Source organism: Paenibacillus sp. FSL R7-0331 (genome assembly GCF_000758645.1).
Classification (GTDB): domain Bacteria; phylum Bacillota; class Bacilli; order Paenibacillales; family Paenibacillaceae; genus Paenibacillus_AQ; species Paenibacillus_AQ camerounensis.
The window spans coordinates 6,881,046-6,895,352 of record NZ_CP009284.1 but is presented as its reverse complement, the minus strand read 5'-3'; the positions used below and the strand labels follow the sequence as shown (position 1 = coordinate 6,895,352).

The window sequence follows — 14,307 nt, the reverse complement described above, 5'->3', positions numbered from 1 at the left end:
AGGAGGGAAAGTATGGACTGGGGCAGAGCAAAAAGTGTGCTGATATTCGCTTTTCTGGTATTGAATCTGCTGCTGTGCTATCAGCTGTGGATGGATCTGCGCGATCAGGCCAGCGCCAGCCTGGACTTTACTTCCCTCTCGGCAGAGACGCAGGCGGTTATGGAGCAGAAGGGCATCCGGGTGCTCAGCCCGATTCCGGCGGCTACGCCGCAGCTGCCTGATATCACCTATATCTACTCCGGTGAAGAGCAGGACGCTCCGCCGGTACTGCTTACTGAGCCGGTGGACAGCGGGCTGATGTATTCCTCGTTCTCTGAGCTCAGCAGTGCGCTGCAGGGACAGATTCCGGATATTGCGAATTACCGTTTTGACTCCCAGGAGAGCGAGGTCGGCAAGTTCGTCCTTCATCCGCTGGTAGACCAGAAGTACTCCTTGTTCCGGGTAAGGCTGGAGCTGATTAACAGCAACCAAAAAATCGTTGCTTACCGCTATTCGAAGATTGAAATTGTAGCACCGCCGGTTGGCGAAAGCGGGAACGGGGATGTGCAGAAGGTGCTTCCCGCATCCCAGGCGCTAAGCAGCCTGATCGAGAAATATTTTCCGGCGGATGCGGTAGTGAAGGAGATTGAACTGGGCTATTACGGGGAAGTATTCAATTCCGAGAGCCAGGTGGCTTCGCCCATGTGGAGGTTCTGGCTGGAGGATGGCAGTGCGTACTACGTAGACGCCATCAGCGCGGACATAATCAGTCCGAAGACAACAGAGTAGAGGGAGCAGGAGAGATGGGAATTTCATTTACAGTGCTGTCCAGCGGTTCTACCGGCAATGCGACAGTGGTACGCAACGGGGAAACAACACTGATGATAGATGCGGGGTTCAGCGCCAAGCGGATCGATGAGCTGCTGGCGGTGCGTGAGCTTACAGGCAGGGATATAGACGGAATATTAGTCACACACGAGCATTCTGACCATATCAAAGGGCTGGGGGCGGTAGCGCGTAAATATGATCTGCCGATCTACGCCAATACCAAGACCTGGGGAGCAATAGAAAAGGGAATCGGCAACATTGCCGAGCATAACCGGATTATTCTGGAGACCGGTACGCACCGTGATTTTGGCAGTATGAGAGTAGAATCCTTTGCAATCTCTCATGATGCAGCGGAGCCGGTAGGCTATAACTTTTATGACGGGAATGAGAAGCTGTGCGTAGCAACAGACCTTGGGTATGTCAGCGATAAGGTGAGGATGGCGCTCGAGGGCTCAGACGTGCTGGTGCTTGAAGCCAATCATGATATCGAGATGCTGCGGATGGGGCGTTACCCGTGGAATACGAAGCGGCGGATTCTCGGTGATATGGGCCATCTGTCCAATGAGGCGGCCGGTGCAGCTCTGAGTGAGATTCTGACCGGACGGACCAAGCGGACATATCTGGCACATCTCAGCCTGGATCATAATATGATAGACCTGGCCAGAATGTCGGTGCGCGGGGCAATGGAGGACCGGGGCTGCTTTTACAAGGACAGCGAATTTAAGCTATGCAACACTTACTATGACAGGCCTACGCCATGGGATAAGGTGAGCCAGCCATAAGCCGGTCAAGCTCAGCCATTTTACGGTCAAGCTCCTGCCGTGAGAATAAGCCCTTGTCGATCATGAGTTCAATAAGCGCGCTCTGCACCAGCAGTATATGATAGTGTTCGTCCTTCAAATCACCGAGTTTACCGATAAATTGGACAAGATCCATACTGGATGAAAAAGATTCCATACATTCTACTCCTTTCCGGATTTCCTGGTAACAACAGTTAAATATTTCTAGAAAATTGCTTCAGAAAAAATGCGGGCGGCAAGCCTGCTTATGATACAATTATAAAGCGCAGACAGATAGAGCTGCGTTCATGCAGTACTTCTATTATTGTAGTCTTTTAAGCTGCAAAATATTCCTGAGACTAGCGGTATTTTTGGTGGTATGTTGCAAGAAACAGGTTGTCCATGCGCTTATAAACCGTATCTTTGGCGGTATATAAATAAAGTGAAACCTTTTAGCCTTTTCCGGAGTCTAAGAGAGAAGCGAGAAGCTCGGTCGCAGTTGCTTGGCGTTCAGTCTTGAATGCAGTAGCAATAGAGGGGAGAGGATGTACCCGTGGGATTGTTTGATGATGATTTCTATTCAACGAAAGTGCCGCGCCGCAAACGGAGAGAGCTGGAGGAGAGCAAGGTTCTCACCAGCCGTAAATGGACGGTGCACAAATCCCGCCGTACGATGGCGACATGGCAGGTGTCCGTAATCAGCTCAGCAGTCAGTGCAGTAGTTGCCGTGCTTCTGTTCAGCTTTGTTACAGGCCAGTTCACTGACGAGAAGGAAGCTTATGTCCCGCAGGTAGTACAGAACGTTACTGCAAGCAGCGGTGATCCGTTTGAACGGATTGTTCAGGCTGCCGCACTGGTGCGTCCTGCAGTCGTGAGCATTATTAACCATAAAGAAGATAACGAGGAACTAAATATTCTCGATGAATCCGCACTCGGATCGGGAGTTATCTATAAGAAAGACGATAATAAGGCCTTTATTATTACCAATAACCATGTTATTGAAGGCTCGGGTAAGCTTGAAGTGGTTACCGTGGACGGTGTGACCCACAAAGCATCCCTGGTCGGCGCAGATAAGGTTACGGATATTGCCGTGCTGTCGATGGATGCCAAGGATGTCACAACCGTAGCCCAGATCGGCGATTCCTCCAAGCTGCGGCTCGGGGAAACCGTTATTGCAATCGGCAACCCGCTCGGGCTCGGGGATACCTTAACCTCCGGGATTGTCAGCTATACGGAGCGTACTATTCCGGTATCGCTCAATCAGGACGGGGTCTATGACTGGGAGCAGGAGGTTATTCAGACTGACGCTGCAATTAACGAAGGCAACAGCGGAGGGGCACTTGTTGATCTGAACGGCAAGGTCATTGGAATCAATACAATGAAGATCTCTGATACCGGCGTGGAAGGGCTGGGATTTGCCATTCCGGCCAACCATGTGATCCAGACAGCTGATGAGCTGGCAACGAAGGGCAAGATATCCCGTTCCTACTTGGGCGTCTATTCTGTTGATTTGAACAATCCTTATGTTCCGCTTGCTGAAGATCAGGTGAAGGAGCTTAATCTGCCTGCTTCGGTCAAAGAAGGGGTAGTTGTTCTTGATGCCGTCGGTCCGGCTGAGGCGGCGGGGCTCCAGTTCAATGACGTGATTACCAAGTTTGACGATCAGTCTATTACTTCGACCTTATCGCTGCGCAGGTATCTGTATGAGCAGACAAAGATCGGTGACGAGCTCAAGATTACCTATTACCGGAACGGGGAAGTGAAACAGGCTACTGTGAAACTTCTTGAGAAGCCGGAGGAATAAAATCAGCAAGGCCTGTATATAATGAAGAGGCAGTCATGAAAGAGCGAAGCGGCCCGGCCGTCCTGAGCAAAACTTTTTTTGGGACGGCTCCGTTTCTTTCGTTTCAAAGCTAAATATCCGGGGTAATAAGGTCTATACCGATTCAAAAGTTAGAATTTAACCCTTCTGGGAGCCCTTACATTGGAAAGTGTACCTTATAAGGGAAAATACGGAGATAATCGGATACAACAGCTTGCCTTTGTTTCGCGGGTGTGGTAACATGAAAATATTAATACATCTGATACCTAATTCTCGTATTGAAAAGGGCTGTCAAATGGAATACAACCCTTTTCAATGTGTGAATTTTTTCTTTGTTTGAAGATAAAAAGAACATATTAATTTAAATTTGTGGAGGTAACACACATGCAAACAGGTACAGTTAAATGGTTCAACGCAGAAAAAGGATTCGGATTCATCGAAGTTGAAGGCGGAAGCGACGTATTCGTACACTTCTCCGCTATCACTGGCGAAGGATTCAAAACTTTGGACGAAGGCCAACGCGTTGAATTCAACGTTGTTCAAGGCAACCGTGGACCACAAGCCGAAAACGTTGTAAAACTGTAATAATAGAAGCGCCGTCCCTGCTTACGTAAGTCGGGGCGGTCTTTTTTTATAAGATCAGATGTAAGTTCATCCTTGTCTAGTCACCTGATCTAAGCAGAATAATGCTGGGCACACGTTCTGTAACAAAGGATTTGTCAGTCAGCAACCTGTAAGAGCATCGTTAGATGCTTTTTTACTTGTTGTCTAGGCATGTGGCATATTAGGAAGGGAGGAATGGCAATGAACTACCGGAAAAAGCCTGTCGAGGAAATACCGGAAGAGAATACCGCAATCTGGGCCTGCACCAATGATGACTGTAATGGATGGATGAGGGACAATTTCGCATTTGAACATGCGCCTTCTTGCCCCCTCTGTCATGCTCCGATGGCACGTAATATGAAGATGCTGCCGCAATTGGTGAATTCCAACGGCGATCTGAAATCACTGAAGAAGGGTATTTCCATTACCTAACCATCACCTTTTATAAGTCAATCTAAAATAGAATGATGAACAAATCCAAGACGGTGAAACCGTCTTATTTTTTTTGCTTTCTAACTCGAATATTGTGATATTTGTCACAAATTTATTAAAGTTTTGCGCAAAACCCGGCCTTTAATGTGATATATGTCACACTTTAATCCCTTCATTTTTGACAGAATAGACGTATTGAATGGGGAGAGGGAAGGGGAGAAATATGGATATAGTAATGCTGTCGCGTATACAATTTGCGTCGACGACGATCTTTCATTATTTCTTTGTACCGGTATCGATTGGCCTGGCTCTGATGATTGCGATCATGGAGACGATGTATGTCAGAAAGGGCAACGAAGAGTACAAAAGAATGGCACAGTTCTGGGGGAAGCTTTTCCTTATTAACTTTGCAGTAGGTGTAGTAACAGGAATTCTACAGGAGTTCCAGTTCGGAATGAACTGGTCTGACTATTCCCGCTTTGTAGGTGATGTGTTCGGAGCTCCGCTGGCAATTGAAGCACTGCTTGCCTTCTTCCTGGAATCAACCTTTATCGGAATCTGGATCTTCGGCTGGGACAAGGTTTCCAAGAAGATTCACCTGCTGTCCATCTGGATGGTGGCACTGGGAACAACGCTGTCGGCGTTCTGGATTCTCACAGCTAACTCGTTTATGCAGCACCCTGTCGGGTTCGAGATTAATAACGGCCGGGCTGAGATGAATGATTTTCTGGCTCTGATTACTAACGGACAACTGCTTGTTGAATTGCCGCATACCCTGCTGGCTGCATATGCAACAGGTGCGTTCCTGGTAACAGGGATCAGTGCTTATAAAATGCTGAAGAAGCAGGATGTGCCGTTCTTCAGAAGATCCTTTGAAATTGCAGCCATCGTCGGGATTGTATCCTCTGTAGGTGTTGCTGTTGCCGGTCATGCCCAGGCACAATATCTGGTAGAGACACAGCCAATGAAGATGGCGGCCTCCGAAGGTCTTTGGGAGGACAGCGGTGATCCTGCGGCGTGGACGGTTTCCGCTTTTATTGATCCGGTCAATAAAGTGAACTCGGGCGAAATCAAAATTCCATACCTGCTCAGCTTCCTGTCCTACAGTAAATTCTCCGGTGATGTTAAAGGGATGAATACGCTGCAGGCTGAATATGAAGAGGCGTATGGACCGGGCAATTATATTCCGCCTGTACGGACTACATTCTGGAGCTTCCGGATTATGGTTGCCGCCGGCTCACTGATGGTAGTGTTTGGCCTGTATGCGATGTACCTGATGTGGCGTAAAAAGATGGAGCGTCCAAACACCTGGTTCCTGCGCTTCATGTTCTGGGGGCTGCTGCTTCCGCCTATCGCCAATACGGCAGGCTGGATTATGACAGAAATCGGACGTCAGCCATGGACCGTATTCGGCCTGATGACGACAGAAGACAGTGTATCGCCTAACGTTTCTGCAGGCTCCGTTCTGTTCTCGGTGATTACGTTTAACGCTATTTATGCCATTCTGGGCATTGTTCTGGTTGGATTGTTCATTAAAGTAATTAAAAAGGGCCCTTATAACATGGATAACGATCACGGCGTAGACCATGACCCGTATAGCAAGGAGGGAACCACGCATGCTTTCTCTTAATGAATTATGGTTTGTGCTGATTGCGGTTCTGTTTATCGGGTTCTTCTTCCTTGAGGGCTTTGACTTCGGCGTCGGCATGGAAACTCAGATTCTGGCTAAAAATGATACAGAACGCCGGCTGCTGATTAACTCGATCGGCCCTTTCTGGGATGCGAATGAAGTATGGCTGCTGACGGGAGCCGGAGCCATGTTCGCCGCCTTCCCGAACTGGTATGCAACACTGTTCAGCGGATTCTATATTCCGTTTGTATTCGCTCTGCTGGCGCTGATCGCCCGCGGTGTCGCCTTTGAATTCAGAGGCAAACGCGATTCGCAAGTCTGGAAAAAAACCTGGGATGTCTGCATCTTCTTCGGCAGCTTCCTGCCGCCGTTCCTGCTGGCAGTGGTCTTCGCGAGCTTCATCAAAGGGCTGCCGATTGACGGCGACATGCAGATGTATGCCGGATTCTTCGATATCGTTAATCCTTATACAGTAGTAGCAGGACTTACAGTCGTTATGCTCTGCCTGGTGCACGGACTGATGTTCACTACACTTCGCACGGTTGGCGATCTGCAGGTGCGGGCCCGCAAGCTGGGCCGGACACTGCTGATTCCGCTGGCGGCACTGCTGACTGCTTTTGTTGTTATGACTTATTTCATGACCGATATCTTTGAGCAGCGCGGAACCTTGCTGATGATTCTCGTAGTAGGAGGAGTTGCCGCTTTTGTACTGTCCGGTTATTTCATGAGCAAGAAGAAAGACGGCTGGGCGTTCGGAATGACGGGTGCTGTAATGGCACTGTCTGTACTGTCCGTCTTCGTAGGACTGTTCCCGCGTGTGATGATCAGCTCTATTGACGAAGCATTCAGCCTGACGATCACCAATGCCGCATCCGGCCAGTATTCGCTGAAGGTGATGACCATTGTCGCGCTGACCCTGCTGCCGTTCGTGCTTGGTTATCAGATCTGGAGTTACTTTATTTTCCACAAACGGGTTCACGAGAAGGAGCATCTTGAATACTAATGGATAAAAATTTGCTTGGGTATAAAGGAGTTAAGCCGGTCTTTCTGATCGTAGGCTTCCTTACCCTGGTGCAAAGCCTGTCCATTCTTCTGCTGGCTAAGTCGCTGGCTGAAGCTGTCTCGGCGCTGTTTGCGGGAGAACCGCTGAAGGAACAAGGGGCAAGAATGCTCTTGTTCCTTCTTGCGTTTCTTGTGCGCCATGCCTGCGCCATGCTGATGAGCCGTGTCTCCTACCGCTTCGCGGAGACTACCGGCAGCAGCATGCGGAGACAAATGATGGATAAGCTGTTCCAGCTGGGACCAAGGCTGGCGGGCGACCGGGGAACAGGTACGCTGGTTACGATCGTGCTGGAGGGTGTGACCAAGTTCCGCACCTATCTGGAGCTGATTATTCCAAGAATGGTAGGCATGGGCGTTACACCATGGCTGCTGCTGGCTTATATCTTCATGCTTGATACATCGAGCGGGATCATTCTAACCTTAACAATGCCGATCATTATTATATTTATGATTCTGATCGGAATGACGGCGCGCAAGCAGATGGACCGCCAGCTGAAGTCCTACCGGACACTGTCCAATCATTTCGTCGATTCCCTGCGCGGGCTGGAGACGTTGAAGTTCCTCGGGCGCAGCCGCAGTCACAGCGGAAGTATTGCCACAGTCAGCGACCGGTACCGCTCAGCAACGATGCGCACCCTTCGTGTCGCGTTTCTGTCATCGTTTGCGCTTGACTTCTTCACTATGTTATCTGTCGCTTCAGTCGCTGTAAGCCTCGGCCTGCGGCTGATTAATGAAGAGATGACCCTGGTTACCGGGCTGACTATTCTGATTCTGGCACCGGAATATTTCCTGCCGGTCCGGCTGGTGGGCGCTGACTTCCATGCTACGCTGGACGGCAAGGAGGCCGGTGAAGCGATGAAGGACATCATTGACCGTGAGACGGTGAAGGCTGAGCCGCTCACGGCTGAAGGGCATACAGCAAACAAGCCGCTCCAGACGGGGGGATTTAACTGGAAGCCTGGCAGTACTCTGGTCCTTGAGGGTATTGGTGTCCAGTATGAAGCAGACGGCATTTCGTCACTGGCAGAGGTAAACCTTGCCTTCGCTAGTGCTGCAAAGATTGGAATTATCGGGGAGAGCGGTGCCGGTAAGTCGACGCTGGTCGATATTCTGGGCGGGTTCCTGCACCCGACCTCAGGGAGTCTGGTTATTAACGGAAACCGTGTCAGTGCGCTTACGGACGAGGAGTGGCGTAAACAGACAGCATATATTCCGCAGCGGCCTTACATCTTCAGCGGAACGCTGGCTGATAATGTGCGGTTCTATTACCCGGAGGCAACGCTTGAGGATGTAGCTGCAGTTGTTAAGGCTGCAGGGTTATCACAGCTTGTCTCGTCATTACCGGGCGGATTAAACGAAATGATCGGCAGCGGAGGACGGTCGGTCAGCGGGGGGCAGGAGCAGCGCATTGCGCTTGCCCGGGCACTGCTCAGCAGCCGTCCGGTTATGCTGCTCGATGAACCTACAGCCCATCTTGATATTGAGACGGAATATGAGCTTAAAGAAACGATGCTTCCGCTGTTTGAGGGGAAGCTGGTATTCCTGGCGACCCACCGGCTGCACTGGATGATGGATATGGATCTAATTATCGTTATGCAGCAGGGCAAGGTGGCTGAAGCCGGCACACACCGTGAGCTGATTCAGCGCCGGGGTGCTTATTACGGGCTTATTCAAAGCCAACTGGAGGGAATCCATTGAAACGTGAAGGATGGTTTGCTCCCTATGCTTCCAGCTACTTTTGGCGGTTTCTGCTGATTATCATTCTGGGGGCGCTGACGATCTTCTCAGCTTCGTCTCTGATGTACACCTCGGGATTCCTGATCTCCAAGTCATCCATCCCGCCCGAAAATATTCTGATGGTCTACGTGCCGATTGTCGGTGTACGTACCTTCGGGACAAGCCGTGCAGTCATTCACTATGTGGAGCGTCTGGTCGGACATGATACAATTCTGCGCATTCTGTCCAAGATGCGTATCAGGCTGTACAACATCCTGGAGCCGCAGGCGTTATTTCTGTCCTCGCGCTTCCGGACAGGTGATATTCTCGGTATGCTGGCTGATGATATTGAATACCTGCAGAACGTGTATCTGCGCACCGTGTTCCCGAGTATTATTGCTCTGCTGATTTATGCAGCAGCAATCATTACCCTGGGTACCTTCGATTTGGTGTTTGCCCTACTGATGGGATTGTATATGCTGGTACTGGTAGTTGTCCTGCCGCTGATCTCGCTGCTGTTCACGCAAAGACGCCAGCGGCAGGTCAAGCAGGAACGCAACCGGCTCTACCAGAAGCTGACCGATGCCGTGCTCGGCATGGGCGACTGGATGATCAGCGGACGGCAGGCCCAGTTCGTGGCCACCTATGAGGCAGATGAGCGGGAGGTTGCACGCACGGACGGGGCGCTGCGCAGCTGGGCACGCCTGCGGATGTTCATCGGGCAGGCTGTAGTGGGCGTTGCCGTACTGTCGATGCTGTACTGGTCGGCTGGAGAATTTGCAGACGGCGCCATCGCCGGTACATTGATTGCTGCGTTCGTGCTGGTAGTCTTTCCGGTTGCCGACGCCTTTCTGCCGGTGTCTGAAGCTGTCGAGAAAATCCCGCAGTACCGAAATTCTTTGGAGCGCCTGAATGGTGTAGAAGAGGCGAAAGGAGCTGTAATAACCCCGGCAGCTTATGAGGCTGTAAATGCCAAGGCCGCAGCACAGGCCCGGGGAATTCTGGCTGCCGGACAGGCTCGTATTGAATTAAAGTCTGCCGGCTACCGCTACACTGCAGATGCTGCCTGGTCGGTGCAGAATCTGAGCCTTGACCTTCCGCAGGGCCGGAAAATTGCGGTTATCGGCCGCAGCGGGGCAGGTAAATCGACGCTGCTGAAGATGGTTCAGGGTGTTATTGCTCCTGCCGCCGGTTCAGTGACCATTAACGGAGTGGATGCTTCGGCCTACGGTGAGCAGATTCCGCAGCTGATTGCCGTGCTGAACCAGAGCCCGCACCTGTTCGACACTACGGTAGCGAATAATATCCGGCTCGGTGATCCTGAGGCATCTGAGGAGAGTATCCGTAAGGCCGCAGCGCTGGCGAAGCTGGATACGCTGATCTCTTCGCTGCCGGAAGGATACAACACTCCGGTACGCGAAGCCGGGCAGCGCTTCTCCGGCGGCGAGCGCCAGCGGATGGCCCTCGCCCGGATTCTGCTGCAGAATACGCCGGTTGTCGTGCTTGATGAGCCGACGGTAGGTCTTGATCCGCGGACAGAGCGCGAGCTGCTGGCGACCATGTTCGAGGCGATGGCCGGCAAAACGCTGATCTGGGTTACACATCATCTGGTCGGTGCAGAGCAGATGGATGAGGTTATCTTTATGGAAGACGGCCGGGTAGAGATGCGCGGCACTCACGCCGAGCTAATGGAGCGTGAGCCGCGTTACCGCAAGCTGTACGAGCTGGACCGGCCGGTTCAGTTCATGGATGCAGACGCCCCGGAACAGGCATAGCATGATACAAAAAGAAGCTCATCCTTCCCGGATTGGGGAGGCGAGCTTCTTTTTGTGCATGAATCTACAGACCGAATTCTGCGGTTACCCAATCCTTGAACATGGTATAGTCCTTCTCCACCTGATTGGCATAGCCGAAGGCCCATTCGGCAATATAACGGGCGAAGCCTTCCTGATCAGGCCCCATGGCTCTGGAAATCTCATGCTCGCTATGATAGTCGAGGATTCCCTTGTCGACATCCGCATCGGCGCGGGCGTGCATTTTGGCGGTCAGGCTGCCCATTAGCTCAAGTACCTTGGTCAGTTCACCGGCATCCGTGATGTCCTCCAGCTTCAGTCTTTTTTTGTAGGGAGAACGTTCTCTGACGTAGAATTCCCGGCCGTTTATAGTCAGGAATCCGAGATAAGGGTCAGCCTTGTGATGCATCGCCTGCTGGGTAGCGGTCACCCGTTTGCCCTGATGGGCGAAGGCCTGCCAGAAGGATTCCGAATACGGCATGAAGTAAGCCGGGACGGGGGCGCGGACCTCTTTTACCTCCAGAACGGGATCATCTGCACCTTCCTGCTCCATGCCGCCCTCAATCAGAATATAATAGCGGTCGAGACCGATTGATGCTGTCCCTGAACCATGTTTGACGGCAATATCCTTGATCCGGAAATGCCCGTCCTGCAGCTTACGCGCTGCCACCGTCTGTGTATAAAAGCTCCAGGACTGCTCCAGCTGCGCCTGCTCTTCAGCCTCCGGAATCAGCAGCTCAGCGTTCTCAAGGAATACTCTGCTGCTCTGCATATGGGCGGTAACCTTCTCCAGAAAGTGGCTCTGCCGGCGTTTTTCCAGCTTGCGCAGCAGCTTTTTGACCGGGCCCTTAGCGTTATTCTCGTCTACAGCATAATCAGCAGGATCATCCTTACCCTGACAGAAGCGGCGGATCTGCCGCGCATAGGCTTTTGCATAATCAGAAACGAAGCTCTGCTGCTCTGCCCCGCTATAACCTAACTGCCTGCCGACAAGGGCAATACTAACTGCCATACGCAGCAGATCATAGAGATAAGAGCCAACATATCCCTCGTCAAAATCATTCACATCATAGACAATATCCCCGTCCTCGCTGCGGAAAGCGCCAAAATTCTCAAAATGCAAATCCCCCTGAATCCAGGTTGGACGCTCCGGTGCGCTGTGGTACGGGAAATACTGCCTGGTCGTATCAAAATAAAACAGATAGGCGCTGCCGCGGTAAAAGGAAAAGGCGCTCTGCGCCATTTTGCTGTATTTCTCTGCCCGGTCAACGTGGCTTAAGGCCATAATACTGCCGTCAAATTCATCTAAAATGGAAATCAGCAGGTCTTTGCGCAGCTTGGTGCGTGTGCGGATAACCCCTTCGGTAATCGTCTGGTTAACCATGGTGATGCTCCTTTCGGGCTAATATAACTAAATCTATTATTTCCATAGACTAGCAATTTGGCAAGCGTGATATACTTAAAGCAACTTAACCCGTGAAAATAGAATGAATGAGGTGGAAGCATGTGAGAAGCAGCGGTTACTGCAGCTAATATAAGGAGATGTTAAAAAATGCAGTTAACATGGGATTTGAGCAGCATCTATCCCGGCTTTCAGTCGGAGTCTTTCCGGCAGGACCGCAGGCTTGTAGAGACAATGGCCGGGAAGCTTGCAGCTTGGGCAGCCTCACAGCTACTGGATAGACAGGTTGCCTCTGAAGTAATGGAGCAGTTCCTTAAACAATATAACGCTTATAAAAGCATTTACCTCCGCTTGTTCAGCTATGCAGAGCTGATCTTCAGCGCAGACAGCGGCAATGCGGAGGCCATCAATCTGATGGATGAGCTTGAGGAGCTCAGCATCGGGGCGGAGGAAGCCCGGGTGAGCTTCAGTAAGTGGCTGGCCCGGGTCAGCTCGGAGGATCTGGAGGCCAGCCTGGGAGGTAATGCTTACCTTGCGGAGCATAGCTTTTATCTGCGTGAGCTGCAGGCGAAATCGCAGCATCTGCTGAGTGCAGAAGGCGAGGCAGTCATTGCCCGGATGCAGGCTAACGGCTCGAAGGCGTGGGAGCGGCTGTATATGCGGACGCTGTCTACGCTGCGGACAGAGCTCGAGCTGGACGAAAAGAGCCGAAGTGTGTCGCTGGCTGAGCTGCGGAATCTGGCCTATGATGCGGACGCAGCCGTACGCAAAGCAGCGGCAGCAGCCGAGGGTGAAGCCTGCCGGAGTGTAGCTGCGCTGAGTGCCGCCTGTATTAATGCCGTGTCCGGTGAAGCGGCGGCAGTCTATGAGCTGCGGGGATATACATCACCGCTGCATAAGGTGCTGGAAGCTTCGCGGATGGATGAAGCTACGCTTGAAGTGATGCTGCAGGCTATCCGGGAGAGTCTGCCGGTGTTCCACCGCTATTATAAAAAGAAGGCAGAGCTGCTGGGATACTCCGGTGCGCTCCCGTTCTATGATGTATTCGCGCCTGCCGGCAGGGAATCGTCAGGTGTGATCACCTATGAGCAGGCGCAGGCGATGATTGTCTCCGGCTTCAGCAGCTTCAGCCCGGAGCTGGGCGCTTTTGCACAAAAGGTGTTCGCCCAGCGATGGATCGATGCCGAGCCGCGCAGCGGTAAAGGCAGCTTCGGGATGTGCGTTGATATCTTCCCGGTCGGGGAGAGCCGGATGATTACCAGCTTCCACGGCAATTATATCGATGTGAGCGTGCTTGCGCATGAGATTGGACATGCTTACCACAGCAGCCGGCTTGCCGGGCAGAGTATGGTCAATACAGATTATCCGGTGCCGGTTGCCGAGACGGCGTCGATTTTTTGCGAGAGCCTAATCAGCGGTGAGCTGCTGCAGAGCGCTCCTGCTGCTGAAGCAGAGGCCATTCTGGAGCGGAACCTGGCGGATGCCGGGTATTATATTATCGATTTCTATGCACGTTACTGCTTTGAGAGCAGACTGTATGAGCGCAGACAATCGGGTAATCTTTCGGTAGATGAGCTAAACGGGCTGATGCTGGAGTCGATGGAGGCTGCTTATGGCGAAAGTATATTGCCGGAGTCAATCCATCCCTACCAATGGATCAGCAAGGCCGGATATTATATGGCAGGCAATGAATTTCTTAACTTCCCGTACTCGTTCGGCCTGCTGTTCTCCAAGGGGCTATATGCGCAGTATAAAAAGCAGGGTCAGGCGTTCGTCAGCCGGTATGAGCAGTTTCTCTCAGCCTCCAGCACACGGAATATTGCCGGGGCTGCCAGGCTGATGGATATTGACGTACATTCTTTGGCCTTTTGGCAGGATGCGATCCAGGTGATTGCCGGAGATGTTGAGAAATTTATGGAAGCCGAGTAAGACAGGTTTTTGCGCGGCGGAAGGTTCCTTTTTACGTGGAAGTGTGGTAGAACAATAGTAGAAGTATACACCGCAGCGGCACAGAAAGGGATGCTTGATTGAATGTATGTAGTATGTAAAGAACATGTTGAGCTGGCCATCGACAGATTTGTGGACGAGTACGAGGATGCACCGGATGTGGTGGATCTGAAGGAGACTGAGTTCTCGGACTGGGACCCGCCGGCGAAATGTGCGGAATGTGAGAAAAATGCGGAATATCTGGTGGTCTGAGGACTGCTGTCATGTATTCAAAAGAACACCCTGCAGCCGTGAAAGCGGACTGTAGGGTGTTT

At 51.7% G+C, this 14,307-nt stretch carries 13 protein-coding genes; 11 read left to right on the top strand and 2 right to left on the bottom strand.

All coding sequences use genetic code 11. The annotated features are described in order from the left end of the window. Positions 1-12: 12 nt before the first annotated feature. Positions 13-768, top strand: coding sequence for a two-component system regulatory protein YycI (gene yycI / locus R70331_RS30010; protein ID WP_042181884.1), 756 nt, complete (start codon positions 13-15; stop codon positions 766-768). A gap of 14 nt (positions 769-782) precedes the next feature. Next, a complete protein-coding gene (locus R70331_RS30005; RefSeq protein ID WP_042181882.1) occupies positions 783-1,589 on the top strand; it encodes an MBL fold metallo-hydrolase in 807 nt (268 codons plus the stop codon). Here the strand turns inward: R70331_RS30005 and R70331_RS30000 are convergent. Continuing rightward, the gene (locus tag R70331_RS30000; RefSeq protein ID WP_042181880.1) at positions 1,558-1,764 is read right to left on the bottom strand and encodes a hypothetical protein; all 207 of its coding nucleotides are present in this window, start codon (positions 1,762-1,764) and stop codon (positions 1,558-1,560) included. The genes R70331_RS30005 and R70331_RS30000 overlap by 32 nt on opposite strands. Before the next feature lie 375 nt (positions 1,765-2,139). On the opposite strand from R70331_RS30000, the gene R70331_RS29995 reads away from it, so the two are divergent. The 7 genes from R70331_RS29995 (at position 2,140) to cydC (ending at position 10,626) form a co-directional block, all read left to right on the top strand. Continuing rightward, positions 2,140-3,390, top strand: a complete 1,251-nt coding sequence (locus R70331_RS29995; protein ID WP_042181878.1) for a S1C family serine protease — start codon at positions 2,140-2,142, stop codon at positions 3,388-3,390. Between the two features lie 402 nt (positions 3,391-3,792). Then, positions 3,793-3,993, top strand: coding sequence for a cold-shock protein (locus R70331_RS29990; protein ID WP_039878010.1), 201 nt, complete (start codon positions 3,793-3,795; stop codon positions 3,991-3,993). Between the two features lie 219 nt (positions 3,994-4,212). Next, the gene (locus R70331_RS29985; protein ID WP_042181873.1) at positions 4,213-4,443 is read left to right on the top strand and encodes a cold-shock protein; all 231 of its coding nucleotides are present in this window, start codon (positions 4,213-4,215) and stop codon (positions 4,441-4,443) included. Between the two features lie 223 nt (positions 4,444-4,666). Continuing rightward, positions 4,667-6,073 carry a cytochrome ubiquinol oxidase subunit I gene (locus R70331_RS29980; RefSeq protein WP_042181871.1) on the top strand — a complete coding sequence of 469 codons (1,407 nt, stop codon included), beginning with the start codon at positions 4,667-4,669 and terminating at the stop codon, positions 6,071-6,073. Continuing rightward, on the top strand, positions 6,060-7,076 hold the full coding sequence (gene cydB, locus R70331_RS29975; RefSeq protein WP_042181869.1) for a cytochrome d ubiquinol oxidase subunit II: 1,017 nt from the start codon (positions 6,060-6,062) through the stop codon (positions 7,074-7,076). Before R70331_RS29980 ends, cydB begins: the two co-directional genes overlap by 14 nt. Then, positions 7,076-8,833 (top strand): thiol reductant ABC exporter subunit CydD, encoded by a 1,758-nt coding sequence (gene cydD / locus R70331_RS29970; protein WP_042181864.1) that lies wholly within the window; start codon positions 7,076-7,078, stop codon positions 8,831-8,833. Before cydB ends, cydD begins: the two co-directional genes overlap by 1 nt. After that, the gene (gene cydC, locus R70331_RS29965) at positions 8,830-10,626 is read left to right on the top strand and encodes a thiol reductant ABC exporter subunit CydC (protein WP_042181862.1); all 1,797 of its coding nucleotides are present in this window, start codon (positions 8,830-8,832) and stop codon (positions 10,624-10,626) included. The genes cydD and cydC overlap by 4 nt, the downstream gene beginning before the upstream one ends. 64 nt (positions 10,627-10,690) lie before the next feature. Here the strand turns inward: cydC and R70331_RS29960 are convergent, their stop codons facing one another. Then, positions 10,691-12,028 carry a DUF2252 domain-containing protein gene (locus tag R70331_RS29960; protein WP_042181860.1) on the bottom strand — a complete coding sequence of 446 codons (1,338 nt, stop codon included), beginning with the start codon at positions 12,026-12,028 and terminating at the stop codon, positions 10,691-10,693. Between the two features lie 168 nt (positions 12,029-12,196). On the opposite strand from R70331_RS29960, the gene R70331_RS29955 reads away from it, so the two are divergent. Both R70331_RS29955 and R70331_RS31375 read left to right on the top strand, forming a co-directional pair. Further along, positions 12,197-13,975 (top strand): M3 family oligoendopeptidase, encoded by a 1,779-nt coding sequence (locus R70331_RS29955; protein WP_042181858.1) that lies wholly within the window; start codon positions 12,197-12,199, stop codon positions 13,973-13,975. Positions 13,976-14,077: 102 nt separating this feature from the next. Continuing rightward, complete coding sequence (locus R70331_RS31375; RefSeq protein WP_066377900.1) at positions 14,078-14,245, top strand: CxxH/CxxC protein; 168 nt, start codon at positions 14,078-14,080, stop codon at positions 14,243-14,245. Positions 14,246-14,307: the final 62 nt, after the last annotated feature.

Coding starts and splice junctions, on each gene's coding strand:
- yycI (WP_042181884.1), top strand. CDS start 13: ATGGACTGGGGCAGAGCAAAAAGTGTGCTGATATTCGCTTTTCTGGTA.
- R70331_RS30005 (WP_042181882.1), top strand. CDS start 783: ATGGGAATTTCATTTACAGTGCTGTCCAGCGGTTCTACCGGCAATGCG.
- R70331_RS30000 (WP_042181880.1), bottom strand. CDS start 1,764: ATGGAATCTTTTTCATCCAGTATGGATCTTGTCCAATTTATCGGTAAA.
- R70331_RS29990 (WP_039878010.1), top strand. CDS start 3,793: ATGCAAACAGGTACAGTTAAATGGTTCAACGCAGAAAAAGGATTCGGA.
- R70331_RS29985 (WP_042181873.1), top strand. CDS start 4,213: ATGAACTACCGGAAAAAGCCTGTCGAGGAAATACCGGAAGAGAATACC.
- R70331_RS29980 (WP_042181871.1), top strand. CDS start 4,667: ATGGATATAGTAATGCTGTCGCGTATACAATTTGCGTCGACGACGATC.
- cydB (WP_042181869.1), top strand. CDS start 6,060: ATGCTTTCTCTTAATGAATTATGGTTTGTGCTGATTGCGGTTCTGTTT.
- cydD (WP_042181864.1), top strand. CDS start 7,076: ATGGATAAAAATTTGCTTGGGTATAAAGGAGTTAAGCCGGTCTTTCTG.
- R70331_RS29960 (WP_042181860.1), bottom strand. CDS start 12,028: ATGGTTAACCAGACGATTACCGAAGGGGTTATCCGCACACGCACCAAG.
- R70331_RS29955 (WP_042181858.1), top strand. CDS start 12,197: ATGCAGTTAACATGGGATTTGAGCAGCATCTATCCCGGCTTTCAGTCG.
- R70331_RS31375 (WP_066377900.1), top strand. CDS start 14,078: ATGTATGTAGTATGTAAAGAACATGTTGAGCTGGCCATCGACAGATTT.